This window comes from Marinobacterium litorale DSM 23545, from assembly GCF_000428985.1.
Lineage (GTDB): Bacteria > Pseudomonadota > Gammaproteobacteria > Pseudomonadales > Balneatricaceae > Marinobacterium_D > Marinobacterium_D litorale.
The window spans coordinates 246,017-270,968 of sequence record NZ_AUAZ01000002.1 but is presented as its reverse complement, the minus strand read 5'-3'; the positions used below and the strand labels follow the sequence as shown (position 1 = coordinate 270,968).

Annotated in this window: 22 protein-coding genes; 8 read left to right on the top strand and 14 right to left on the bottom strand. The window is 56.8% G+C overall.

Features of this window, described 5'->3' with window-relative positions; all coding sequences use genetic code 11:
* Positions 1-79 precede the first annotated feature (79 nt).
* Positions 80-1,270: a GAK system CofD-like protein gene (locus G403_RS0102780; protein WP_027852637.1), complete on the top strand. Its 1,191-nt coding sequence runs from the start codon at positions 80-82 to the stop codon at positions 1,268-1,270.
* A 4-nt stretch (positions 1,271-1,274) separates the two neighbouring features.
* Here G403_RS0102780 and G403_RS21965 read toward each other — a convergent pair whose 3' ends face one another.
* The 6 genes from G403_RS21965 to G403_RS0102745 all read right to left on the bottom strand — a co-directional run bounded on the left by G403_RS21965 (position 1,275) and on the right by G403_RS0102745 (position 8,494).
* On the bottom strand, positions 1,275-1,781 hold the full coding sequence (locus tag G403_RS21965) for a hypothetical protein (protein WP_036232282.1): 507 nt from the start codon (positions 1,779-1,781) through the stop codon (positions 1,275-1,277).
* A 47-nt stretch (positions 1,782-1,828) separates the two neighbouring features.
* Positions 1,829-5,122, bottom strand: a complete 3,294-nt coding sequence (locus tag G403_RS24290) for an EAL domain-containing protein (protein ID WP_051298443.1) — start codon at positions 5,120-5,122, stop codon at positions 1,829-1,831.
* A gap of 197 nt (positions 5,123-5,319) precedes the next feature.
* Entirely contained in the window at positions 5,320-6,921 is a 1,602-nt protein-coding gene (locus G403_RS21955; protein WP_051298441.1) for a DNA recombination protein RmuC, read from the bottom strand.
* Positions 6,922-7,018: 97 nt separating this feature from the next.
* Positions 7,019-7,315, bottom strand: coding sequence for a DUF6156 family protein (locus tag G403_RS0102760; protein ID WP_027852636.1), 297 nt, complete (start codon positions 7,313-7,315; stop codon positions 7,019-7,021).
* A 199-nt stretch (positions 7,316-7,514) separates the two neighbouring features.
* Positions 7,515-8,138, bottom strand: a complete 624-nt coding sequence (locus tag G403_RS0102750) for a glutathione S-transferase family protein (RefSeq protein WP_027852635.1) — start codon at positions 8,136-8,138, stop codon at positions 7,515-7,517.
* On the bottom strand, positions 8,132-8,494 hold the full coding sequence (locus tag G403_RS0102745) for a NifB/NifX family molybdenum-iron cluster-binding protein (RefSeq protein WP_027852634.1): 363 nt from the start codon (positions 8,492-8,494) through the stop codon (positions 8,132-8,134). The genes G403_RS0102750 and G403_RS0102745 overlap by 7 nt, the downstream gene beginning before the upstream one ends.
* A gap of 365 nt (positions 8,495-8,859) precedes the next feature.
* On the opposite strand from G403_RS0102745, the gene G403_RS0102740 reads away from it, so the two are divergent.
* The 4 genes from G403_RS0102740 (at position 8,860) to G403_RS0102725 (ending at position 12,353) form a co-directional block, all read left to right on the top strand.
* Positions 8,860-9,576, top strand: a complete 717-nt coding sequence (locus tag G403_RS0102740) for an outer membrane protein OmpK (RefSeq protein WP_027852633.1) — start codon at positions 8,860-8,862, stop codon at positions 9,574-9,576.
* Positions 9,577-9,627: 51 nt separating this feature from the next.
* A complete protein-coding gene (locus G403_RS0102735; protein ID WP_027852632.1) occupies positions 9,628-11,010 on the top strand; it encodes a uracil-xanthine permease family protein in 1,383 nt (460 codons plus the stop codon).
* 147 nt (positions 11,011-11,157) lie between these two features.
* Positions 11,158-11,805, top strand: coding sequence for a TetR/AcrR family transcriptional regulator (locus G403_RS0102730; RefSeq protein ID WP_027852631.1), 648 nt, complete (start codon positions 11,158-11,160; stop codon positions 11,803-11,805).
* An 11-nt stretch (positions 11,806-11,816) separates the two neighbouring features.
* On the top strand, positions 11,817-12,353 hold the full coding sequence (locus G403_RS0102725) for a nucleoside 2-deoxyribosyltransferase (protein WP_036232278.1): 537 nt from the start codon (positions 11,817-11,819) through the stop codon (positions 12,351-12,353).
* 95 nt (positions 12,354-12,448) lie between these two features.
* Here G403_RS0102725 and G403_RS0102720 read toward each other — a convergent pair whose 3' ends face one another.
* Genes G403_RS0102720 through xdhA form a run of 8 tightly spaced genes read right to left on the bottom strand, consistent with a single transcriptional unit; the run spans position 12,449 to position 21,032 of the window.
* Complete coding sequence (locus tag G403_RS0102720; protein WP_027852629.1) at positions 12,449-13,657, bottom strand: urate hydroxylase PuuD; 1,209 nt, start codon at positions 13,655-13,657, stop codon at positions 12,449-12,451.
* The gene (gene guaD / locus G403_RS0102715; RefSeq protein ID WP_036232275.1) at positions 13,658-14,962 is read right to left on the bottom strand and encodes a guanine deaminase; all 1,305 of its coding nucleotides are present in this window, start codon (positions 14,960-14,962) and stop codon (positions 13,658-13,660) included. It lies immediately after the preceding gene.
* Entirely contained in the window at positions 14,962-15,468 is a 507-nt protein-coding gene (locus G403_RS0102710; RefSeq protein WP_027852627.1) for an ureidoglycolate lyase, read from the bottom strand. Before G403_RS0102710 ends, guaD begins: the two co-directional genes overlap by 1 nt.
* Before the next feature lie 19 nt (positions 15,469-15,487).
* Positions 15,488-15,829: a hydroxyisourate hydrolase gene (gene uraH, locus G403_RS0102705; protein ID WP_027852626.1), complete on the bottom strand. Its 342-nt coding sequence runs from the start codon at positions 15,827-15,829 to the stop codon at positions 15,488-15,490.
* Positions 15,830-16,345 carry a 2-oxo-4-hydroxy-4-carboxy-5-ureidoimidazoline decarboxylase gene (gene uraD / locus G403_RS0102700; RefSeq protein WP_027852625.1) on the bottom strand — a complete coding sequence of 172 codons (516 nt, stop codon included), beginning with the start codon at positions 16,343-16,345 and terminating at the stop codon, positions 15,830-15,832.
* Positions 16,335-17,243 carry a xanthine dehydrogenase accessory protein XdhC gene (gene xdhC / locus G403_RS21950; RefSeq protein ID WP_036232271.1) on the bottom strand — a complete coding sequence of 303 codons (909 nt, stop codon included), beginning with the start codon at positions 17,241-17,243 and terminating at the stop codon, positions 16,335-16,337. Before xdhC ends, uraD begins: the two co-directional genes overlap by 11 nt.
* Positions 17,240-19,597, bottom strand: a complete 2,358-nt coding sequence (gene xdhB / locus G403_RS0102690; protein ID WP_027852624.1) for a xanthine dehydrogenase molybdopterin binding subunit — start codon at positions 19,595-19,597, stop codon at positions 17,240-17,242. The genes xdhC and xdhB overlap by 4 nt, the downstream gene beginning before the upstream one ends.
* Complete coding sequence (gene xdhA / locus G403_RS0102685) at positions 19,590-21,032, bottom strand: xanthine dehydrogenase small subunit (RefSeq protein WP_027852623.1); 1,443 nt, start codon at positions 21,030-21,032, stop codon at positions 19,590-19,592. Before xdhA ends, xdhB begins: the two co-directional genes overlap by 8 nt.
* A gap of 336 nt (positions 21,033-21,368) precedes the next feature.
* On the opposite strand from xdhA, the gene G403_RS0102680 reads away from it, so the two are divergent.
* Genes G403_RS0102680 through G403_RS0102670 form a run of 3 tightly spaced genes read left to right on the top strand, consistent with a single transcriptional unit; the run spans position 21,369 to position 24,950 of the window.
* Entirely contained in the window at positions 21,369-22,901 is a 1,533-nt protein-coding gene (locus tag G403_RS0102680) for an ABC transporter ATP-binding protein (protein ID WP_027852622.1), read from the top strand.
* 16 nt (positions 22,902-22,917) lie between these two features.
* Positions 22,918-24,024: an ABC transporter permease gene (locus G403_RS0102675; RefSeq protein WP_027852621.1), complete on the top strand. Its 1,107-nt coding sequence runs from the start codon at positions 22,918-22,920 to the stop codon at positions 24,022-24,024.
* Positions 24,024-24,950, top strand: coding sequence for an ABC transporter permease (locus G403_RS0102670; protein ID WP_027852620.1), 927 nt, complete (start codon positions 24,024-24,026; stop codon positions 24,948-24,950). The genes G403_RS0102675 and G403_RS0102670 overlap by 1 nt, the downstream gene beginning before the upstream one ends.
* The last annotated feature ends 2 nt before the right edge of the window (positions 24,951-24,952 follow it).

Sequence of the window (24,952 nt, the reverse complement as noted above, 5' to 3'; positions counted from 1 at the left end):
TGTATTCTGTAATACATTGGGCTGTAAGTCTTTTTTGGATACACTCTGTGTTTTCACCCGCCAGACGACAGGATAGTCGATGACCAGAGTGCGCGTCACCCATAGCGTCCGTTTACCCGATCCGTTAAAAGTGAGCCGCTATCGCAAGTTGCCCGAACTGGGACCGAACCTGTTGTTTTTCAGCGGTGGTACAGCGCTCACTGGGATCTCCCGGACGCTCAAGGAATACACACACAACTCAATCCACTTGGTGACTCCGTTCGATTCAGGCGGTAGCTCGGCGATTCTCCGGCAGGCATTTGATATGCCTGCCATCGGCGATCTGCGCAGCCGATTGATGGCGCTGGCCGATGAAAGCGTCACCGGGCATCCAGAGATCTATCGGCTGTTCACCTTTCGCTTTCCCAAGGATCAGCCCAATAAAGTGTTGAAGGCGCGGCTGGAGGCGATGGTCGACGGCAAGGATCCACTCGTTGATGATATCGCAAACCCCATGCGGCAGTTGATCTGCAACCATTTGGGCTTCTTTATGGAGGCGATGCCCAAAGGTTTTGATCTCAGCGGCGCCAGCATTGGCAACTTGATTTTGGCCGGTGGCTATATCAATAACCACAACGACCTGGAACCGATCCTGTTCCTGTTTTCCAAGCTGGTGAACGTGCAGGGCACGGTGCGCGCGATTGTGGACGATGATTACCACCTGAAAGCGCGGCTGTCGGATGGTGAGGAGATTCTGGGGCAGCATCGCCTGACCGGGAAAGAGGTCGATCCGCTGCAGTCGTCGATTGAATCCTTATCCCTGTGCCGGGGGCTGGATGATCCGCGCCCTGCCCGCGCTGAACTGCGCAAACGTAATCGGAAACTGATTCAGAACGCCGATCTGATCTGTTACCCGCCCGGTAGCTTTTACTCCAGCCTGGTGGCCAATCTGCTGCCCGATGGGGTGAGTGAGGCGATAGCGAAGAATCCGTCGCCGAAGGTCTATGTACCAAACCTGGGGCATGATCCGGAGCAGTTGGGCATGACGCTGGAGATGAGTTTGCAGCGTTTATTGGGTTATCTGAGCGCCGGCAATCAGGAAACACCGGCCACGGCTTTTCTGGACTTTATCCTGCTCGACAGTAAAGCGGGTGCCTATCCGGGCGGTGTGCCGGATAAACTTTGCAAAACGCTGGGCATTGAGGTGATTGATATGTCGCTGATCAATCCCGATAAACCAGAGCGATATGACCCGGAAGCGCTGGTTCAGGCGCTACTTTCGTTGGCCTGACCCCTCACTGTAATACACGATCCTCCCCTGCGGGGCCTGCAAAAAGTGCCGGTGCGCCCCAGTCCAGAGATTCGCAGCCGCTGTGAATTAGATGGAGGATCTGGTGCAGCTCATCGTAGTTGAGTACGCTCACGGCGGCCACTTCGTTGGGCTCATCCTGGTTAAAGAGGCGTAACTGGTAGCGGCCATCCTTATGGCTTACGTCAATACGCTGCAGCAGCCCGGGTTCACGCTCCTCGGTTTCCTCGACCGGTTGGTGCGAGACCTCCATGCGTTCCTGCGCCTGTTGATGCTCGAACTGCGCCGTGGCTTCCCGGTACTGGGAAGGTACCTTACTGACTCGAACCGAGGTGCGCTGAACCATCTCGTTACCTGCATCAAGCATCCGCAGGGCGAGACGCCGCGTGAGCCAGAAATCGATACGGGTCTGGCCGTTATCCAGGTTGCCCACCAGCCGGATGCGGTCTTCCACCGGATCGAATTTAAAGGTAAGTGATTCGATATTAATCATGTCGCCAAGGATACGTGCTCTCCCGAACACGGTCCAGAAAACCGGCCTCAGGCTTTGGCTGGATGCCTCTTTTGGTAGGCGCCGTCGTCCAGCAGTGCGCGCAATAAGGTCAGCAGATTCTCACTGCTTAAATCGAGCTGGCGAATGCAGTCGTCGCTCACTGGCGCGTTAGCCATTTCCATAATGACATGGCGGTGCAACTCGTCATGGACCTTATGGATTGACCGGAAAGCCGGATGTTCACCGTAACGTTCTACCCCGTCGCTATGGAGCCATCGGCCGAGACGACACTCGGTGTTTTCCAGTACCAGCTCTACATTTTTCTCGCCGGCCAGGAGTCGCTTGGCGTTGTTAACCCAGGCGCGGTGCTCCACCGACGCGAAAATCAATGGCATGCGATCCCGGTTAATCGGTTTTTGACGGGTCCAGCTGGCAAAGGGACGCCATTTACGGGTCCAGAGTTCAAACTCCTTGGCCGACATCGGTCGTGCGATGCCATAGCCCTGCCCCAGCTCACAGCCCAGCTGTAGCAGCAGAAGGCCCTGCTGTTCGGTTTCGACCCCTTCTGCGATCGCTCGCCGTCGGAACGCCCGCGACAGTCCAAGCACACCGTCCAGAATGGTCAAATCCTCCGGATCATCAAGGATGTCACGGACAAAGGAGCGGTCGATTTTCAGCGAGCGAGCCGGCAGATTTTTCAGATAAGCCAGTGTGGAGTAGCCGGTACCAAAGTCATCCAGAGCAAAGTGGATATCCAGAGCGCGGCACTGTTTCATGATATTGGAGACATGGTCCATATCCTCCAGCGCCGTGGTTTCCAGCACTTCGATCTCCAGAGAGCGAGCAGGCACCCCCGGATGGCGGATCAGGTGGCACTGGACGCGTTCTACAAAATCTTTCTGTTGCAGCTCCAGAGCACCAACGTTGATGCTGACCGAGATATCGAGCCCGTGACGATGCCAGTATTCAAGCTGGGTCAGGGCGGACTCGATAACCCACTCGCCCAGCTCAATCGCTAACGGGTGGTTCTCTACGTCAGGCAGAAACGCGCCCGGCGGCAGCAGACCTCGCTCGGGATGCTGCCAACGAATCAGTGCTTCAGCGCCTAAAATTTCGCCGGTGTGCATGTTGACCTTGGGCTGGAAGTGGAGCACAAATTCATCGTTTTCCAGCGCTTCGCGCATGCGTCCGATATTTTCGTTATAGCCACGCATGGAGCGATCATGCTCGGTATCGAACAGGTGGAACCGGTTCTTGCCGGCAAGTTTCGCCTGATACATCGCCTGGTCAGACTGGCGCAGGAGCTGGTCGGCGTCCTGCCCCTCTTCTTGCGGATAGAAGGTCACACCCAGGCTGGCGGTCACCTCCAGCGTTTTGTCGTCAAGCTCCACCGGTCGTGAGGCCGCATCCAGGAGCGCTGTGATCATCGGTTCGCAGGAGCGCGGGTCATCATCAAGCCCGACGAGCACGGCGACAAACTCATCGCCACCGAGCCGGGCGATGGTATCGCCGGGCCGAAGCGCCTCTTTCATCCGGGAGGCCAGCGTCAATAGCAGGCGGTCACCAATATCGTGCCCGAGTTGGTCGTTGATCGCCTTAAAACCATCCAGATCCAGGTAAACCACGGCGAGACGCCCCTGTGTTCTGTCGGCCAGCGCCATCGCCTGGTGTAGTTTATCGGCCAGCAGCCGGCGGTTGGGCAGATTGGTCAGGGCATCGTAATTGGCGATCAGCTCAAGCTGCTGCTGGTAGCGTTTCTGCTCGGTGATATCCGAGAACAGCACCACATAGTGGGATATATCGCCGGCTTCGTTCTGGACCGCTGTGATAGTGAGCATTGCCACGTAGCCGGTGCCATCGGCGTGACAGTTTTCCACCTCTCCGCTCCAGTGTCCGCAGGCTCGCAGGTTCTCCTGAATGCGTACACGCTTGGAATCTGGCAGCCCGGATAGTTCGAATGCATCCTGGCCGTCAACGGATTCGGGCGGTAAGCCGGTGATCCGGCAGAACGCCTGGTTAACCTCTCGGATACGACCCCAGGCATCGGTAATCAAGATCCCTTCGCGGGCACTGGTGAACACACTGGCGGCGAGCCGGAGCTGCTCCTGTGCGCGGTACGTATCGGTGACATCACGGGTGCTGACAAGCACTCCCTCTATCCAGCCGTTCTCAGCCCGGTAAGGGTTGTAAATAACATCCAGGTAACGCCGCCCCTGTGCCGTATCGAACCATTGCTGGTAGCGCAGGGTTTCGCCTGCCAGGCAGCGATCAAATTTAGGTTTGACGGTTTCCTGGAATGACGCCTCGCCCAGCAGCGCCGGCACCGATTGGCCCACTATCTGGTGATACGTTTTACCGAAGGTTGTCAGGTAAGACTCGTTAACCAGTCGATAGATATAGTGCCGGTCAACCAGGGAGATCATATCCTGCGAAACCGCCAGCGCCTGGCGACTCTCCTTGAGCTCGTCAACGCGTTGTTCCAGCGTCGTCAGCGGTTGCACGATTTCAGCGTCTACAAAGTGGTCGGTGCGACGGATGACCAGCCAACAGGCACCCAAGGTGAAAACAACCACGCATACGCCGCCAAATAGCCAGCCGGCGAGACTGGCGGCGGGAATCTGCACCAGCAGGCTCCACCCGCCCACGTTCAACGGTGTACGACTGACGAGCATCCATCCACCGGGCGATGCATTGACCAGATTGATACGCTGGTCGCTTTCAATCGGTGCGTTATACAGGGTATTCAGAGGCGGGCGTTGCGCGAGAAGTCCGATATTTCGGTGAGTGAGCAGCCGATTGTCGTTGTCGGTCAGGAAAACAGCTCCCGACTCCCCTACCCGGATTCGGTTAATTCGGGTCCAAAGGCGGGTCAGATCAAGCGTCGCAAGCAGTGCATGGGCGGGCATGCCGGTCTGGTGGGGTATCGGTTGGCCGACGTTAACGACCTGCACAATGCCGGTACCCTGGTGAGGTGTGCCGATAAAAGAACCTGAGTTGCGAAAGCTGTCGATCCAGCCTTCATCGGCAAGCACACTGCGCGGCTTATGGCCCGCCCGATGCTGCTGTTCAAGTACGGTGCCTTCAGAGTCCAGCAGGTAGAGGCTCTGCAGCGACGGGTCCTGCGCCAGAGCGGTTCGCAATATCGGCTGGGTTTGTTCCGCAACGACCAGAAAGCCCGCCACTGTCTTGAGCTGATCAAGCCGCGCAGATACGAACTCCTCAACAATCAGCGCTGCGCTTTCATGGGCTTCCTGCATGCGTTGCTCGACCTGCTGCCAGGCCATGGCCGAGGCCCCCAACACGACGATCAGAACGCCGGTCAGGGCGAACAGGCTCAGCATTCGAATGCGGCTCTGTAATCGCTGTATAAGGCCTGTCGGCGGGCTGGGGGTTCTGCTGCTCAAGGGACTACATGGCTCCAATGTTGCGTGCGTGTGCGGTGATGAGCGCCGATTCATCTAGTGGTGCAGCCGCGGGTGAGTTATTACTTCATCTTTTAACAGAACGCACCGATAAGACCAACTGTACTGAAGTGCAACTACTCATCCTGCGCATGGCCTCGCTCCAGGTGCGTATCCAGCTCCAGTCGTGCGCGGTCCACCAGTTCTGCCGGCAGCTCTTTCTGGACTGATACGCCCAGCTCCTTGAACTCGGATGCCTGCTTGATCAAATTTCCCCGGCCATCGGCAAGCTGTCCGACCGCCCGGTCAAAGCTGCTTCGAGCCTGGTCGATCTTTTTACCTACATCCTGAAGTGTCGAAAGGAAGTTATTGAGTTTGCTGTAAAAACGCTCAGCTCTCCTGGCGAGCTCAGCAGTATGCCGGCTTTGATCTTCAAAGCGCCAGAGCTGGCGAACGATGTTGAGGCTGGTAAGCAAAGTGGTGGGCGTCGCGACCAGTACTTGACGCTCGATCGCGCGCTGATAGAGGGTCTCGTCGTAGCGCAGCGCTTCCACATAGGCGGACTCAATCGGTATGAACATGACTACGATCTCTGGCGAGTTCAAGCCGGGCAACCGGTAATAGTCCTTATCGGCCAGCTCGTTAATACGTGCCTTAACTGCTTCGGTGTGTTCGCGCAACGCGGTCATCCGCTCGCCTTCATCTTCAGCGTTCACGAACCGCGTGTAGGCTATCAATGATGTCTTTGCGTCGATAATCAGATGCTTGTTCTGCGGCAGAAAAATAACCGCATCAGGCCTCAGGCGCCCCTCCTCGGTAGTGACGCTGAATTCGCGCTGATAGTCCTCACCCGGGCGCAGGCCTGACTTTTCCAGCACATTCTCCAGCATCAGTTCACCCCAGTTGCCCTGCATCTTTTTCTGACCCTGCAAGGCGGTCGTAAGCTTATGAGCCTGATCGGTGATATCGCGATTGAGTTTCTGCAGGTTTTCCAGCTCAGTCTTCAGTTGGATCCGTTGCGCGGTCTCCTGCTCGTGAATTCGTTCTACCTTCTCCTTGAAGCCTTTCATCTCGGAATGAATCGGGTTGAGCAGTGCGCTAAGGCTATTTTGGTTTAGCTCTGTAAAGGCTTTGCCCTTGCGTTCGAATATTTCGTTAGCCAGTAGTTCGAACTCACGCTTCAGCAGCTCCCGGCTCTCCTTGAGCTGCTGAATTTGCTCGCCAAAGTGGTGCTCTTTTTCGGTCAGCGTGGTTCGTAGCGCAGTATGGGTGGATTCGAGTTCAGCGTAAGCCCGTCTCGCGCTATCGAGTTGCTGCTCGCGTTCGGCAAGCTGTGCTTCCGCGCTGTACAGGCGCTCGGCGAGCTGATCGCGCCGCTCCTGGGTCGCCGCCAGATCTTCTCGCAGCTGCTGGAGCCGGTCTGAGCGCTCATTAGCCAGGGCTTTGGAGTGTTCAAGCTCGTCAGATTGGCGATCAAGCTGCTCCTCCAGCGCTTCAAGCCGGACCTCAAGCCGGCCGCAGCGCACATCGAGAGCGGCCCGTGCCGACTCGGTTTGTTCAAGTGTCTGGGTTTGTTCCACGAGCCGTGATTCAAGTCGCGAAGCTTGTTCTTCGGCATTAGCAGCTCGGTGTTGCTCGGCTTGGAGTCGGCGTTGCGCGCCAAGAGCAACAACCAGCCAGGTGAGCGTGAGGGTCAGGAGGGCTGTAAGGATCAGCGGTAAGGCTGGGTTTTGCAGCATCAGTCATATCCGGGCGGCGACGTTAAACTGCGATGATAGAGCAGATTAGGCCTTGGTTGTACCGTCGCCGCGCCGGATAAACTGTTGATTGGATTAGTTAGATTCGCTGGCCGTTGGTATCGAACTCCAGCCGTTGGACTTCGTCATCGTCATCCCTGATCTCAGCCCACTGCAGTGTGCCATTATCGTGGTACCCGTAGCGATGTTCGAGCTCCACCTCGCCGTACACCACCTTATGGATAAGCGTGGTGCGCTCCTGATCATCATACAGCGCGCCAAAATAGGTGTTTCGGTTTTCGGTGTCGGCTTTTTCCATGGGCGTTACCAGCTGCAGGGGCAGTGAAATACCGGAGTAAGTGAGGTAGTAACGGTCGTAATGCTCGGGGCTGTTCATGGGGTCCTCTCATTCTAATAACGGCTGGCGTGTTAAAACCGGTGCCGCCGATGCCGGAGTGGGTGTAGGAACTCCAACATTGCTCGTTGCAAAGCCGACAGCCATCCCTGCTGCACCTGGATGTGACAGTGGCTGGCCGCGTATCCGGCACCGGCGGTGAACCGTTTGTGCAAAAAACAGCCCAATCAGAACAGGTGATTTAAAGCCTGTACCCCTCTTCCATCAATACCTGGCGCACCTTTGGCCGGGTAAGCATCAAGTTATAGTGGGCGCGCACCCGCTCCGGTAGCGGTATGTCGCTCCGGTCGGCCCAGAACTCCACATAGAACAGAGCGGCATCGGCCACTGAGAATTCGCTACACACGTAACCGTCGTTGCGGTCGAGGAGCTGGCTGACGACATCAAAGCACTCAGCAACCCTGCGTCGCCCCTCTTTTTTCACCGCTTCGATGTCGTTGGCATCCGCGGCAAACTTTTCGGGCGTAAAGATGCGGGCAAAGGCCTGCAAGTGGATGGTTCCCACCGCGTAACTCATCATCTCGATGGCGCGGGCTGCGCCCAGTGCGTCGGATGGAATCAGCTTGAGCCGGGCGTGCTGCCAGGCCAGCCAGCAGGCGATGGCCTGAAATTCGGTCAATACCGAGCCATCCTCCAACTTGAGCATGGGAATCGTGCCTTTAGGATTCAGCGCCAGATAAGTATCGGATCTATTGTCACCCTCGAGGAGGTTAACGAGCTCGACGGCGAACAGCTCATCAACCTCCTCCAGCAGGATATGAATTCCCGTGGTACAGGAACCAGGGGTCATATAGAAAGTCAGCATCCGGCGCGCTCCTCTGTGCAGTCGCTTTGGTTCTGGGCCCATTGCTTGAGCGCCGTATCAATCTCTTCCCAGGGGTAGTCCATGACCGGCTCTATGCCGCGTGCAAGTAACTTATCTGCAGGTCCATCCCCCACCCGGGCGACCAGGACGGCATCGCAGTCCTCGATGGTGTCGAGAATTTTCATCAGTGCAGAACGATCTCCGTGCCCGCCCAGGCAGTAGTGCTCGACATCCCGGTTTTCAACGAACGTGATCCCATCAGGATCGATCTGATAGATGCGAAAGTAACGTGCATGGCCAAAGTGTTCGTCGACGGCCAGGCCTCCTTTTGAGGCAACGGCAACCTTTTTTGTCATGAAAGCCTCCCCGGATATGAGTTGGGGAGGCCACTGCAATTCGCAGGCCGCATCGGAGCGATATAAAACAATTAAGATACGTAATACGTATTAATAATACCATTTCTTTGTTTTAATTTTGGTTAATGGCTCCATAAATGTGCTTTAGGTACGAAAACGCACCAAATAGGTTGTCGGGGAGGTAAGATTTATACTTGATAAATCACTTCTTAATATTTGTTTAAGTTATTTATATATAAGAAATAAAATATTAATTTTATTTGTATCTGACTAATTGGTCAGTTTATTGCTATCAGTCGATTGGCTTTTAATGTTGATCGAACGGACAGGATTATCCTGATCCTACTGACCAAAGGTATGAATGGATGAAATCAAGAAATACAGCTGTTGCCATCGCGCTCGGTTTAACACTCTCCTCCACTGCATCAGCTGAGCTGATTTGGCAGGACTTCAGTCTCAGCTACCTGAACGGCAGCGAATATGAGGTGGGCGACGACGACCGCCAGGTGATCACGGTTGAACATGCCAGCGGTCACAGCTGGGGTGATACCTTCTTCTTTATGGACCGACTGAAGTCGGATAACGGATACACGGAAAATTACATGGAGTTCTCTCCCCGCCTGAGCCTGGGTAAGGTCAGCGGTAATGAACTGTCCTGGGGCCCCATAAAAGATGTGCTGATCTCAACGACCTGGGAGTCTGGAGAAGGTTTCGATAATTTCCTGTACGGTGTTGGCTTAGCGCTGGATCTGCCGGGGTTTCGCTACTTCAACATCAACCTTTATCAGGCGAACAATGAAAACTGGGATGATGATGAGCAGCTTACGCTGACCTGGGGCTATCCTTTCTCTATTGGTCAGGCCGATTTCCTGTATGACGGTTTTCTGGACTGGTCCACTAAATCCGATACCAATGAATCGGAGCGTAATTTCACCTCGCAGCTGAAGTGGAACGCAGGCAAGCACATGGGGCTGAAGTCTCCGCTGTATGTGGGCATGGAATATGCCCACTGGACCAATAAGTTCGGGATTGATGGCGTTGATGAGCACAACCCCGCACTGCTGGTGAAGTGGCACTTCTAACCCTGAATAACCTCCGGGCGTCATGCGCCCGGGACAGGAGGTCTATACATCATGTCTAATCAACAAGAGAGCGACCTGCTCTATCCGCTGGATGCGCGTCCGGGGGTTCTTGAGTCAACGTTTGCCGCGCTTCAGCATGTGCTGGCGAGTTTTGTTGGCATCATCACGCCAACCCTGATTATTGGCGGTGTTCTGGGGCTGGGATCCGAGATCCCCTACCTGATCAGCATGGCGTTGGTGGTATCCGGTGTCGGCACGTTTATTCAGGCACGCCGCCCCTTCGGGATTGGTGCTGGTATGATCTGTGTACAGGGCACGAGCTTTGCGTTTTTGAGCTCGGTTCTGGCCGCAGGATTTATCGCAAAGAGCAAAGGCGGCGGTCCTGAAGAGATTCTCGCGCTGATCTATGGTGTCTGTTTCCTCGGCGCTTTCGTCGAAATTTTCCTGAGTCAGTTTTTGCACAAACTGCAGCGGATCGTCACGCCGCTGGTCACCGGTATCGTCATTACCATTATTGGTGTCAGTCTGATTAAAGTGGGTATGACCGATCTGGCCGGCGGGTTCAAGGCGCCGGATTTCGGGTCGCCGGTCAATCTGGCGCTGGGTCTGGGCGTGCTGGTCACCATTATTATCCTGAACCGCTTCGGCAATGACTGGATTCGCCTTTCATCGATCATTATCGGCTTGGCGGGCGGTTACATCGTGGCAATGATGCTGGGCAAGGTAAGCTTTGCCGGCATCGATGCACCGCTCATCAGTATCCCGGTGCCTTTCAAGTATGGCTTTGATTTCGATTGGGGTGCATTTGTCCCCATTGCGCTGATCTATCTGATTACAGCGATTGAGTCGACAGGCGATCTGACCGCTAACTCGATGATCTCTCGTCAGCCGGTGAAGGGCCCGGTCTACATTTCCCGAATCCGCGGCGGTGTGCTGGGTGACGGTATCAACTCTGCCCTGGCTGCCGTATTTAATACCTTCCCGAACACCACGTTCAGCCAGAACAACGGCGTGATTCAGCTGACCGGCGTGGCCAGCCGTTATGTGGGTTACTATATTGGAGCGATTCTGGTCATCCTGGGTCTGTTTCCGATTATTGGCGCCGTGCTGCAGCAGATACCGAAACCGGTACTGGGTGGTGCGACGCTGGTGATGTTTGGTACGGTCGCGGCGGCCGGGGTCAAAATTCTGGCCACTGAGAACCTGGACCGCCGTAAGATGCTGATCATGGCCGTTTCCTTTGGTATCGGTCTGGGTGTGACGATGGTTCCCGATTTGCTCGCTCAGATGCCAAAGCTGGTACAGAACATATTCGGGTCCGCCATTACCTCGGGCGGCCTGGCCGCCATCATCCTGACGCTGCTCATGCCAGAGCGGGATGCCCAGGCAGATTCGATACCGGAGGCTCCAACCAAGGAGGCCGCACAGTCATAAGCTCATAACGAAATGGCCACCCAACGGGTGGCCATTTTGCGTATAATGACGAAAACAAAGCGCATATCCTTAGTAGGGTTATTATGCAGTGCAGGGGAGACGGATCGCCCCGCTCTTCCCTTTCGGTCACTCGGAGTACTTTGATCAATGCTGTTTAAAATCGATCCCGAAACCAAGTCCCGGCCGGCTGGCCGTATTCGCCAGAAAAATGAATCAATCATACTCAGGGCTGCGGAAGTGGAGTTTGCCAGCTCCGGTTTCAAGGGTGCCAGTATGAATGACATTGCGCAGCGTGCCGGGTTACCGAAAGCTAATATCCATTACTACTTCAAGAACAAACTGGGCCTTTATATCGCGGTTATTGCCGACATCATCGATATGTGGGACAGCACCTTCAATACGATTACCGAGCAAGACGACCCTGAACAGATCCTCACCGCCTACATCGCTCGCAAGATTCAGTTCTCTGCCGAGAACCCCTTGGCTTCGAGAATTTTTGCTACCGAGCTGGTCAGTGGCGCACCGAACTTGAAAGACTATCTCCGGGACGATTACAGCGTATGGTTCGGAGATCGGGCCGGCATATTCCGCGCCTGGGCCGAACAGGGCAAGATAGACAAAGAGGTGACCCCTGAGCACCTGATTTTCCTCCTCTGGTCAGCGACGCAGCATTACGCCGATTTTGCTGTTCAGATCAAGGCAGCGCTGGGCCGTAGTGAGCTCACCGAGCAGGACTACGAAGACGCCACCAATACGCTGACCCACATTATTCTCAAGGGTTGCGGGATCAAGTAACAGGGAATGTGATGAGCCTTAAGATCTATCTGGCCGGGCCGGACGTGTTCCGGCGTGATGCCAAGCAGCTCGGTCAGGCCAAGGCCATTATTTGTGCCGAATACGGCTTTGAAGGTCTGTTCCCGCTTGATAGCAATGTGGACCTGACCGGCTTGAGCCCCTATCAGTCGGGCCTTGCGATCTATCAGGCCGATATCGATCTGATGAACCGCTGTGATTTGATCATCGCCAATATGACCCCCTTTCGCGGCCCCGGCCTGGATGGCGGAACCGCTTTTGAAATGGGTTATATGCGCGCTCAGGGCAAAGCGGTATGGGGCTATACGTTGGATGAGCGCGATTACGGCGACCGCGTTGAGAAAGATGCAGAGGGCTGGGATATCGAAGATCAGCATGTAGAGGTCTTTGGCATGGCCGACAATCTGATGATGGTGGGCGCCATCGACGCAAGTGGTGGTCAGCTTTTGCGCGTACCCGGCGATTCGGCCAATGCGGAAGATCACCTCAGGGCGTTTCGGAAAGTTGTTGAAGCGCTGGCTCGTGCCTGACTCCCCCTCCCTTTTGAGTTTTTAACCGGATCTGGCAAGGTTCCCGGCATCCGCCTTTGGCATCTGCCGGGCTACGGGAGCCTGTGGCCCGGATGCTACTCCTCTCTTTTCGATACGATCCATGCACCCAGTTGCGCCCTCTCCTCATCGGTCATGCCAGTTTTGTTCAAAAACGGCATATCGTGGGTCATGATCGCCCTCGCTTCGATGCGGTCCATCATACGCATGATCTGCTCCGCACTATCGAACATCACACCCGATGGTGCGGCGGTAAAGACATCATCTGACGGTGTGGCGCTGTGGCAGCTGCTGCACCGGGTCTGCACCAGCGCAACGGCCTGAGCGTCGCTGATCAAGCTTCCGGTCTGCGCAGGCAATACGCGTGGCGCTGGACGCACGACAAGAATCAATACACAGAATGCCAGGAATGCTGAGATCAGGACCCAGGGTTTGACGATTCCACGGTGGCGCAGGTTAAAAAAGTGCCGTGCCCAGGCACCGATCAATGCCAGCGCCCCGAGGATCAGCCAGCCATATTCATGCCCGTAGGTCATCGGGTAATGGTTGCTGAGCATGATGAACAACACCGGCAGAGTCGCGTAGTTGTTGTGCGTAGAGCGCAGCTTTGCCATCAGTGCCGGTTTAGGGTCGGGTTGGACACCGCGCTTAACCGCATCCACCAGCCCCCGCTGGGCGGGCATGATGCCCAGCATGACATTGCCTGCCATGCAGGTGCCGATCAGTGCGCCCACATGGATATAGGCGGCTCGGTCACCAAACACCTGACTCAGACCAAAAGCGATCAGCGTAATCAGCACCAGCATCACCATACCGAAGGCGAGTCCATGGTTCACCAACGGCGAGCGGCAGGCGGCTTCGTAGATCAGAAACCCACCGAGTAAGGTGGCCACACCGATACCGATCGCCTGCCACTCGGAAAGCGCTGCTTTGATGGGATCGATCAGGTAGCTGCTGGCACCCACGTAATACAGCAGTGTCAGCAGCAGAGCGCCGGTAATCCAGGTGGAGTAGGCCTCCCACTTGAACCAGTGCAGATGCTTGGGCATCGATTCCGGTGCGAGCTGGTACTTGGCAATCTCGTAGAAGCCGCCACCGTGAATCGACCAGAGATCGCCCCGGATCCCCTTTTGCTTTTTCCATTCCGGCGGCTCCTCCAGCGAGTTGTCCAGCCAGACGAAGTAAAACGATGCCCCGATCCAGGCGATGGCCGTAACCACGTGCAGGAAGCGCAGCAGCAGATGGAGCCAATCTGATAGATAGGCAGTGAATTGAGGATCTAACACTTAAGCGTCCCTCCTGTAGGCGACGTCTCCCATGACCCAGGTTCTATCGATGACACGGTCATCCCCCAGGGTGTTGAGCACAAAGAGTACTTCGAAAAGGTTTTGGCACTGCTGGGTGCGGAACTGGAGAAACGGCGTGGCGTGGAGATCCAGCGCGACCAGGTCCGCCTCGCATCCGGGGCGGAAGCTGCCGATGCGGTCTTCCAGGTCCAGCGCACGTGCGCCGCCCAGGGTAGCCAGATACAGCGCTCGGAACGGGTCGAGCTTTTGCCCGCGCAGGGCCTGAACCTTGTAGGCATCGGCCAGCGTTTGCAGCATGGAGAAGCTGGTTCCGCCGCCGATGTCGGTACCGATGCCCACATGAACACCGTGCTCGGTCATCCGATCCAGTTCAAACAGACCGGAGCCAAGAAACAGGTTGGAGCTGGGGCAGTGCGCGATGGCTGAGCCGCTTGTACCGAGCCTTTCGCAGCTGTCGTCACACAGGTGGATACCGTGGGCAAAAACGCTGCGCCGGGAGAGTAAGCCCGCCTGGTCGTAGGCATCCAGGTAGTGTTCGCTGTCCGGGAACAGCGCGTTAACCCAGTCACACTCCTCCGGGTTTTCCGCCAGATGAGTATGCAGGTAGACCCCGGGATATTCTTTAAGCAGTTGTCCTGCGTAGTTCAGCTGCGCGTCGCTGCTTGTGGGCGCGAAACGCGGTGTGACCGCATACTGGAGCCGGTCTACCCCGTGCCAGCGCTCGATCAGCATTTTGCTGTCTCGATAACTGCTTTCAGCGGTGTCGCAGAGGTAGTCGGGCGCGTTGCGATCCATCATCACCTTGCCGGCGATCATTCTGAGGCGGCGTTGTTGAGCTTCGGTGAAGAACGCGTCCACCGACTGGGGATGCACGCTGCCGAACACCAGGGCTGTTGTCGTGCCGTTGCGCAACAGTTCATCCAGAAAGCGCGCCGCTATCTCGCGGCCGTAAGCCTCGTCAGCAAACTTGCTCTCCACCGGGAAGGTGTAGGTCTCCAGCCACTCCAGTAAGCGCTCGCCGTAGGCCGCTACCATCTCCGTCTGCGGATAATGGACGTGGGTATCGATAAAACCCGGGATCAGCAGGTGGTGTTTAAACACCTCCACATCCAGCCCGGCTGGTAGCTGGGGCAACACCTTGCCCGCATCGTCTGCCAGTCTGATCCGGCCATCCTCAAGCCAGAGCACACCATCAGTATGATAGCGCCAGGCGCTCTCACCGGAGGTGGCGGGGTCATCGACGAAATAGAGAATTTGGCCGCGCAGGGCTTTTTGTTCTGCCATCAGTCCTGAAGCTCCGCACAGTCACTTAAATCAACCTCGATCGGTTGCGGTAGCGGGATTTCGTCACAGTTATGGCCATCACCGCCGCGGTCGATAACGATGAAGTCACTGACGCTGTTCAGGGCCAGACAGTAGTGGTGCCAGGTTCCGCGGTGGTAATTGACGCCTTGGCCCGGCTGTACAATAAACAGCTTCAGGGCTTTTAGATCGAATTCGCCGGCCGGGGCTACTGCTACCAGATAGGGTTCGCTACCCATCGGAATAAAGGCCTGGGAAGCCAGTGGGTGGCGCTCCATCACTTCAAGTGTCAGCGGCAGCGGCAGTGGCTTGGAGCGAAAGATGCTGACCAGGGGAGTTCCGCCCTGCTCTGTCAGGTCGAGCCGCGCCAGGTCATGGTGACGCTCGGTATTGCCGTAGTTGATGATCATCGGATCTGATCCGGTTTGAATCAGGTCACCAAAAGGCGAAAAGTTCTCGGCGGTAATCGCCTGGGGTTTCAGTTTCATATTTTTGTCCGGTGTTCGATTAACTGCCGCGGTAGGTGGAGTAGCCAAAGGGGCTCAAAAGCAGGGGGATGTGATAGTGCTCGCCCCCATCCGCAACCATGAATTCGATATCGGCGCGCGGGTAGAACACCGGTGCTCCTTCGCGCAGCAGATAGAGCTCAAGCTCGAAACGCATACGGTAACGCCCAGCTGGCAGCACCTGATCGGAGGGCAGCAGGTCGGCGACACGGCCATCGGTGTTGGTGGTGCCTTTCGCTAAGGTTTGCCAGGTGCCATCAATCAGCATGGCCAGTTCGAGCTGAACACCCTCTGCCGGGCTTCCCTGTGCCGTATCAAGAATATGGGTTGTGATCTGGCTCATTCAGCCCTCCTTCGTGTTTAACATTTTCTGCAGGCGCAGACGGGTAATTTTTGCCTGCTCTCCGGCGGCAATAGCCAGCTCCGTGACCATGTCGTTGTCCAGCCGGGCGTTGAGCAGCGCCAACATCTCTTCAGCGCTTTTTCCGGTGGCACAGACGATAAAAATAAAGCCAAAACGCTTTTCATATTCCGCGTTTCCGGCTGCCAGGCCTTCCAGCACCGCTGCATTCGCCTCGCTCGCGCCCGACTGCTCTCCGGCGGCCAGCGCCTTTGTATTGGCATACTTGGCTTTCAGTGAATTGATATCGCCAATTTTTGGGTGCCCTTCAAATGCCTCCAGATAGTCCGGCATATCCAGGCCTGCCCAGATCTGGTCGGCAGCCTGGTAGAGCGTGTTTTCATCAATAAACGGGCGCGCTGAAATCATTCCCTCAATCCAGCGGGTTGATACACAGCACTGGCGCAGTGCTTCCTCGCACTCGGGGCGCGTTAAATTATTGAACTGATCAAGTGTCATTATTCGGTCCTGAAAACACCGGTTTAATCGCTCCGGTTTCGGCGGCTGAATGGGAGTTTGAGCGTTCATTGCTGATGAGAAGTTTCTGCATCTCGCGCCAATCGATGCCCGGCGCTGTCGACGGGCTGGGCTGATGTTGCTGATAAAGCGTAATCAGCTGCGCCGCTATCGAGATCGCCACTTCCATCGGGCGTTTACCTGATACCTCACCCAGTCCAACCGGGCAGATAAACCGCTCAATCTGCTCCTGGCTAAAACCGCGATGGGTCAGGCGCTGGCGAAACCGACGCGCCTTGGTTTGGGAGCCGATGACGCCGAGAAAGCCGAAATCGCCCCGCTTAAGCACCGCTTCGCTGAGTTCATAATCAAGCTGATGATTATGGGTCAGAACCAATGCGTAGCTGCCGGGGTGGGCCCGATCGATAAACTCGATCGGATCCTCCGTGCAGGAGACCGTGACCCCGTTCGGTATCTGCTGCGGGAATTGATCGGGGCGACTGTCGATCCAGGTAATACGCAGTGGAAGTTCAGCCAGCACCGGAATCAGTGTCTTGGCCACATGGCCTGCGCCAAACACAAGCAGCGCCTGCCCCTGCGCTGCAAAATGCTCATAGAGCACGGAAACCTGGCCCCCACAGCATTGGCCTAGCGATGCCCCCAGCGGATACTGCTCAAAGCTCTGTGTGTCGTGGTCCTGGCACAGCAATGTGCGGGCATGGGCGATGGCCTGAAACTCAAGATGCCCGCCGCCGATGGTGTCAAAACTCTCCTCAGCGGTGACGATCATCTTGCTCCCGCTCTCTCTGGGCGTCGATCCCCGGGTGCCAATGACGGTGACAATCACATAGGCCTCGCCCCGGCGCTGAATATCAGCGAGCGCCTCTCCCCAGCGAATCATTGTGCACCTCCCTGCGCTGCTTTTTCCCGGGTTTCCATCACCGCTTTCAACACCCGCTCAGGTGTCGCCGGTGTATCTAACGCCGGGCTGACGCGGTAACTGGACAGGCTGGAGATGGCGTCACGCAGTGCGGACCAGACCGAGATCGCCAGCATAAACGGGGGTTCGCCCACCGCTTTTGAACGGTAGACCGTCTCCTCCTCGTTGTCCCGCGTGAACAGGTTGACGTTAAACCGGGGCGGTGTATCGCTGATCGCAGGGATTTTATAGTTGGCCGGGCTGTTGCTGATCAACTGCCCTTCGGCGTTCCACTTCAGCTCCTCGGTAGTGAGCCAGCCCATCCCCTGAATAAAGCCACCCTCAATCTGGCCCAGATCCACGGCCGGATTCAGGCTGCGTCCCACATCGTGCAGGATATCCACGGCCAGTACCCGGTATTCACCTGTGAGCGTATCGATCACGACCTCGGATACAGCAGCGCCGTTGGCAAAGTAGAAGAATGGACGCCCTTTGGCCTGCTCCCGGTCGTACCAGATTTTAGGTGTGCGGTAGTAGCCGGTGGCGGACAGAGAAACCCGGTTCACATAGGCCAGCTGAGCCGCTTCGGCGAAGCTGAATGAGTCGGCATCACTCCAGAAGACCCGGTCGGATTCGAAGCGCACCTGTTCGATAGAAACACCTTTCTGCTCCGCCACGCATTCGCTGATCCGCTTTTTCAAGGTTAATGCAGCATCGCGGGCAGCCTGACCATTCAGATCGGTGCCGCTGGACGCTGCCGTGGGTGAGGTGTTGGGTACCTTATCGGTGCGAGTTGCCGTGATCTGTATAGCTTCCGGGCTGACCGACAGCGCTTCGGCAACAATCTGAATCACCTTGGTATGCAAGCCCTGCCCCATCTCTGTACCGCCGTGATTGAGCTGAATGCTGCCATCGGTATAGATATGGACCAGGGCTCCGGCCTGATTCAGGTGCTGCAGAGTGAAGGAGATGCCAAACTTCACCGGTGTCAGCGCTAGTCCCCGTTTGAGGACGCGACTGTTGCTGTTCCATTCGGCAATTTCGGCCCGGCGGGTCCGGTAATTGGAGCTCTCCTCCAGCTGGTTGATCAGCTCGGGCAGAAGATTATGTTCCACCTGCTGATGATAGGGCGTCATGTCTCGTCCGGCACCGCCGTACAGGTTGAGCTTACGCACATCGAGTGGGTCTCGCCCGACCACACGGGCGATATCATCCATGGCGCGCTCGATAATCATCATTCCCTGCGGCCCCCCAAACCCCCGGAATGCGGTGTGGGACACGGTATTCGTCATGCAGCGGTGACCGTCGATACTCACATCGGGGATAAAATAGGCATTATCGGCGTGAAACATCGCTCGGTCGACGATGGCATCGGACAGGTCCGGCGAGTGCCCGCAATCACCGGTGACGCTGATCTGAGCGCCGAGCAAACGGCCCTGAAGGTCAAAGCCGATCTGATACTGGTTGTAAAACGGGTGGCGTTTGCCGGTCATCGGCATATCGTCACAGCGTGGCAGGCGCATTTTGACCGCGCGTCCGGTTTTACTGGCAAGTAGCGCCGCCATACAGGCCCAGGGTGCGCCCTGGCTCTCTTTGCCCCCGAAACCGCCACCCATGCGGCGCATATCCACGGTGATGCGGTTGGCGGGCACATTAAGCACCTCCGCCACAACTTTCTGAACCTCACTGGGGTGTTGGGTGGAGCTGTAAACCAGCATGCCGCCATCTTCAGCAGGGATGGCCAGTGCCGCCTGCCCCTCCAGATAGAAGTGCTCCTGGCCGCCTACGTGCTGCTCCGCGCTCAGTGTCAGTGGCGCTTGCTCTATGGCGCTTTTATGATCGCCCCGCTGCATATGGTGGGATGGCCGTACAAAGGACCGCTCACGCAGTGCCCGGGTAACATCCAGCATGGGCTCGCGGGATTCGTATTCGATCACCGCTTTCTGCACGGCCCGGCGTGCCTGTATTTCTGATTGGGCGGCTACGGCGAAGATCGGCTGACCGGCATATTTGATCTCATCTGATGTCAGCAGCGGATCGCCGGGAAACACCGGCCCGATATCCACATGACCGGGAATGTCGTCTACCTCCAGCACGGCTATCACGCCCTCGCTGGCATAGACACCACTCAGATCCAGCCTGCGGATATGCCCCTTGGCGATGGTGCTGTATCCGCAGGCCGCATACAGCGTGCCGAGAGGCTCGACGATATCGTCAACGTAGGTGGCTCTGCCCGATACATGCTTGTCGGAACTCTCATGTTTGCGAGCGCTGCCGGTCACAGTGCTGGCTGGAGTGTCCGGCCCTGATTTGGGGACCAGCTTTAGATTACGCATATTGCACCACCTCCAGGGGCTCCGCCTGATCGTTATTCTGCTCCAGAACCGCACGCAGGAGGAGGTTACGTGCCACCTGCATCCTGTAGCTTCCGGTGGCTCGAACATCGTCAATGGGGCTGAAGTCGTTTTCAAGTGCGGCCTGGGCGGCTGCTATACCGGCCTCGTCAAAACGCTGGCCGATCAGGGCCTGCTCGGCTTTTAAGGCCCGCGCTGGGGTCGCCGCCATGCCGCCGAAACCAAGACGGGCATCAGTGACTATGCCCGCCTCAACCTTGAGACTGAACGCGGCGCAAACGGCGGAGATATCATCATCAAGGCGCTTGGAAACTTTAAACACGTGTAGTCTGTAATCGGCTTTGAGGGGGATCTCGATCTGCTCGATGAACCCGGCATCCGGTAAGGCGGTCTGGCGATAACCGGTGAAGAACTGATCGATATCGATTACCTCGCAACGGTTGCCGCTGCGAACATGGACTCTGGCGGCGAGCGCTAACAGCACCGGCGGCGTGTCTCCTATCGGGGATGCGTTGGCTACGTTTCCGGCCAGGGTGCCCTGATTACGAATCTGCAGCGACCCGAGCCGCTCCAGCAGCTGTGAGAACGCCGGCAGATGCGCCTCAAGAACCGGCTCCAGCCTGGCGTAGCTGACGCCACCACCGACCAACAGGTGATCATCATAAACCTCTATATCTGTCAGTTCTTTAACCAGCCCTGTATAGATCAACACGCCGGGTTGTTTGAGTTGCTGGGTCACGCCAAGTGCTAGGTCGGTGCCGCCGGCTACCAGTTGCGCGCTGTCATGGGACTGAAGCAGCGCGGCCAGCTCGTCACTATTGGTGGGGCTGAAAAAGAGCCGGTCGCCCTGCTTGAGCGACCCGCTGGGCCACTCTTCCCTGATTTTCTGTAACCGGGCGTATATGTCGACCTCACGCTCGGAAAAACAGTCCTCCGCCCCCTTCCCTGCAAGGCTGAGCGCGGCATCAATTATTGGGCGATAGCCTGTGCATCGGCAGAGATTGCCCGCCAACGCACGTTCAATAGAGGCGCGATTCACGGCGTCGCCACTCTTGTAAAGGGCAAACATGGACATGATGAAGCCAGGCGTGCAAAACCCGCACTGAGAACCATGCCAGTCAACCATCGCCTGCTGGACTGGATGCAGTTCACCGGCGCTTTCAAGGTGCTCCACGGTCAGAAGCTGTTTACCATGCAGGGTGCCAACAAAAGTAATGCAGCTATTCAGGCTGGTGTAGCGCAGTTGGTCGCCGTCAGGTTCGGCCACGACCACAGTGCAGGCTCCACAGTCGCCGGATGCACACCCTTCTTTGGTGCCTCGTTGCACCTCAGTAGTGCGCAGATACTCCAGAATGGTCAAAGATGGGGAGCACTCTTCTACACTGACCAGCCTGTCATTTAATAAAAATCGGATCATTCGCCGAACCCCTGATTGTCTGCCGGTCAATTCTGCAACCGGTCGAATACTGTTATCTAAGGCGCTGTTTGTATTGTAGTTTGATTGTGCGCATATATGGCCGAGCCCGGTTTGTTCTGCTAGAGGTAATGAGGGAGGATCCTCGTTATAATCGGTGCCTCTAAAAACTGTCCGCTCAGTCAGCTCCCGGATAATTGCAGGAAGCTTGCCAAATCTGACCGAACAGTCAAGTTCAAATAAATATAACCGATTGGTCAGGTTTTTGCATACTACAACGAACGATCTGACCTTCCGCAGTCTGTTTCTGCGGCCGAATCAACTGAAAGAGCTGAGCCCATGGCTGAACCACATATCACGCCACCTCGCCTGACATTGCGGGGCATCACCAAGATCTACCCCGGCTGCGTTGCCAACGATTCCATTGACCTCAATATAGAACCCGCCGAGATCCACGCCCTGCTGGGTGAAAACGGTGCCGGTAAAAGCACACTGATGAAAGTGATTTATGGTCTGGTTCGACCGGATCAGGGAGAGGTGCTCTGGGATGGCCTGCCAATCGATATAAAAGACCCGGCCCATGCCCGCAAACTGGGGATCGGGATGGTATTCCAGCACTTTTCCCTGTTTGAGACGCTGACAGTTACCGAGAACATCGCGCTGGCCCTGGGTGATGAAGCGGGTGACCTGGAATCGCTGGCTGAGCGGATTCGTGACGTTTCGCAAAAATATGGGATGGCACTGAATCCAGATCGGGAGGTTCATACCCTGTCAGTGGGTGAACGCCAGCGCGTAGAAATTGTGCGCTGTTTGGTGCAACCCATCAAACTGCTGATTCTTGATGAGCCCACCTCGGTGCTGACGCCTCAGGAGGTGGAAACACTGTTTGTGACGCTGCGTCAGCTGGCCCGGGAGGGATGCTCAATCCTCTTTATCAGCCACAAGCTCAACGAAGTGCGAGCGCTCTGTCACAAAGCCACAATCCTGCGCGCCGGTAAAGTCTCAGGTGAGTGTTTGCCTGAACAGGAAAGCTCGGAGAGCATCGCTCGGATGATGGTCGGTGATGAAACCGCCATCAGCACCGATTACCCGAAAGTAGACGGCAAAGCGCCGTTCTTGCAGGTTCGTGGTTTAACACGGACCAGTGAGGACCCTTTTGGGGTGGATCTGCAGGGCATCAGTTTTGATGTCCGCTGTGGCGAAATACTCGGTATCGCCGGCGTGGCCGGTAACGGCCAGGAGGAGCTGCTGGGAGCCCTCAGTGGTGAGGATCAGGTAGAAAACCATGATGCGATCCACTTCCCGGAAGGGCCGGTTGGTAACTTCTCGCCCCGCGAACGTCGCGCTGCCGGTATGGCGTTTGTTCCGGAGGAGCGCCTGGGTCGCGGTGCGGTGCCCGATATGAGCTTGAAGGATAATGCACTGCTGACCGGCTTTCTCTCCGGGCTGGTGAGTCGTGGTTTGATTGCGCACGGTAAAACACGGCATTTTGCCGAACAGATCATCGAGCGGTATCGGGTCAAAACGCCGAGTTCGGAAACCCACGCTGCCAGCCTGTCCGGCGGTAATTTACAGAAGTTCATTATCGGCCGCGAGATTATGCAGAACCCCCGGTTGCTGATTGCGGCCCACCCCACCTGGGGGGTGGATATTGGCGCCGCCACCGCCATTCACAAGGCGTTGATTGAGCTGCGTGACAAGGGTGCCGCGATTCTGGTGGTTTCGGAAGATATCGATGAGCTGTTCCAGATATCCGACCGGATCGGGGCGCTGTGTCACGGCCGGCTTTCACCGATTAAACCGACACCGGAAACCAGCATCAACGAAGTCGGTCGCTGGATGGCTGGTGAATTCCAGTCCCCTGCCGCCTGAGCCTCGAGGAAAATCCATGATCAAACTTGAACCCCGCGGCCAGCACTCAAAGTTAATGGCCTGGCTCTCGCCGGTATTAGCCGGCGTACTGACGCTTATCAGCGGAGCGATTCTGTTCAGTCTGTTGGGCCAGGATCCGCTGGAAGCCCTGCATACCATCCTTATCCTGCCGGTATCCGATGTCTACGGCGTGGCGGAGCTCTGTGTCAAGGCTGCGCCGATCATGCTTTGTGCTATCGGCCTTTCGGTGGTTTTCAAAGCCAAGGTGTGGAATATCGGCGCTGAAGGCCAACTGCTGATGGGCGGCCTGATCGGCAGTGCCTGCGCGCTGGCTCTGATCGACGCCGAAGGTGTCTGGGTGCTGCCTGTTGTTTTGCTGGCCGGCATGGCTGGTGGCGCGGCCTGGGCGGGCCTGGCCGCTTGGTTGAAAACGGCCTTCAATGCCAACGAAATCCTGACCACCATTATGCTCAACTATATCGCGTTGAATCTGCTGATCTGGTCGGTGCACGGTCCCCTCAAGGATCCTGATGGGTTTAACTTCCCCGAGTCGGCCATGTTCTCCGACTCGGCACTGCTACCCACGCTGATCGATGGGACACGCATCCATTGGGGAATGGTGTTCGCGCTGTTTGCGGTGGTGGTTATCTGGGTATTGATGAGCCGCACGTTCCTGGGGTTCCAGGTCAAGGTGCTGGGCCTGGATGCCAGCGCCGCACGGTTGGCCGGTTTCCGTGAAAAACGATTGGTCTGGATCGCGCTGTTAATCAGCGGTGGTCTGGCCGGCCTGGCCGGAATCGGGGAAACCGCCGGGCCGCTTGGTCAGCTGGTTCCTCAGATCTCCCCCGGATACGGGTATGCCGCAATTATCGTCGCCTTCCTGGGACGCTTGCACCCGTTGGGGATTTTGCTCGCCACCCTGCTGATGGCGCTGATCTATATGGGCGGTGAAATGGCCCAGATCACACTGGGGTTGCCGGTGGCACTGACCGGGCTGTTCCAGGGGATGTTACTGTTCTACCTGCTGGCCTGTGATGTCTTGATCAACTTCAGAATACGAATTCCGGCGCTTGCGAAACCCGAAGCCGCGGTCGCCACCATCAAAGAAGAGGCTGCCCGCTGATGGATATCGATCTGCTCTCCAATATTCTCTATGCCATGGTCCGTACCGGTACCCCGTTGCTGCTGGTTGCGCTCGGTGAACTGGTCTGTGAAAAAAGCGGTGTTCTCAACCTGGGTCAGGAAGGGATGCTGCTGATGGGGGCCGTCGTTGGTTTTATTGCTGCCCTGATGAGCGGCAGCCTGCTGCTCGGGTTCCTGCTTGCCATAGCCGCCGGCATGATCATGTCGCTGCTATTCGGCTTTATCGCACTGGGCCTCAATGCTAACCAAGTCGCCACGGGGCTTGCCCTGACCATTTTCGGCACCGGACTTTCCGCCTTCATCGGGGCCGGGTTTGTCGGCAAGCCTATCGACGGCCTGGAACCGATCGCCCTGCCACTGCTCAGCGATATCCCGCTACTGGGCAAAATGCTGTTCAGTCAGGATCTGGTGGTTTACCTCTCCTTCTTCCTGTTTGCCGCCGTCTACTGGTTCTTCCGTTCGTCACGTCCGGGTCTGGTGGTTAAAGCCGTCGGCGAAAACCCCCACGCGGCCAATGCGATCGGCCTGCCGGTCATGCGCACACGCTACCTGGCGGTGATGTTTGGCGGTGCCATGGCAGGACTTGCCGGGGGCTACCTTTCCATCGCCTATACGCCGCTTTGGGCTGAGAACATGAGTGCGGGACGGGGCTGGATCGCGTTGGCTCTGGTGGTCTTTGCCAGCTGGAAGGTGGAGCGCGTTCTACTGGGTGCCTGGTTGTTCGGACTTGCCAGTATTCTGCATCTGGTGTTCCAGGGGCTTGGATTCTCAATCTCCCCCAATTTGCTGGCTACACTGCCCTATGCGGCAACGGTGGTGGTTCTGGTTCTTCTTTCGCGTAACCAGATTCGCGCCCGTTTGCTGGCGCCGATGTCACTGGGCAAGCCGTTCCACGCAACCAGTTAAGG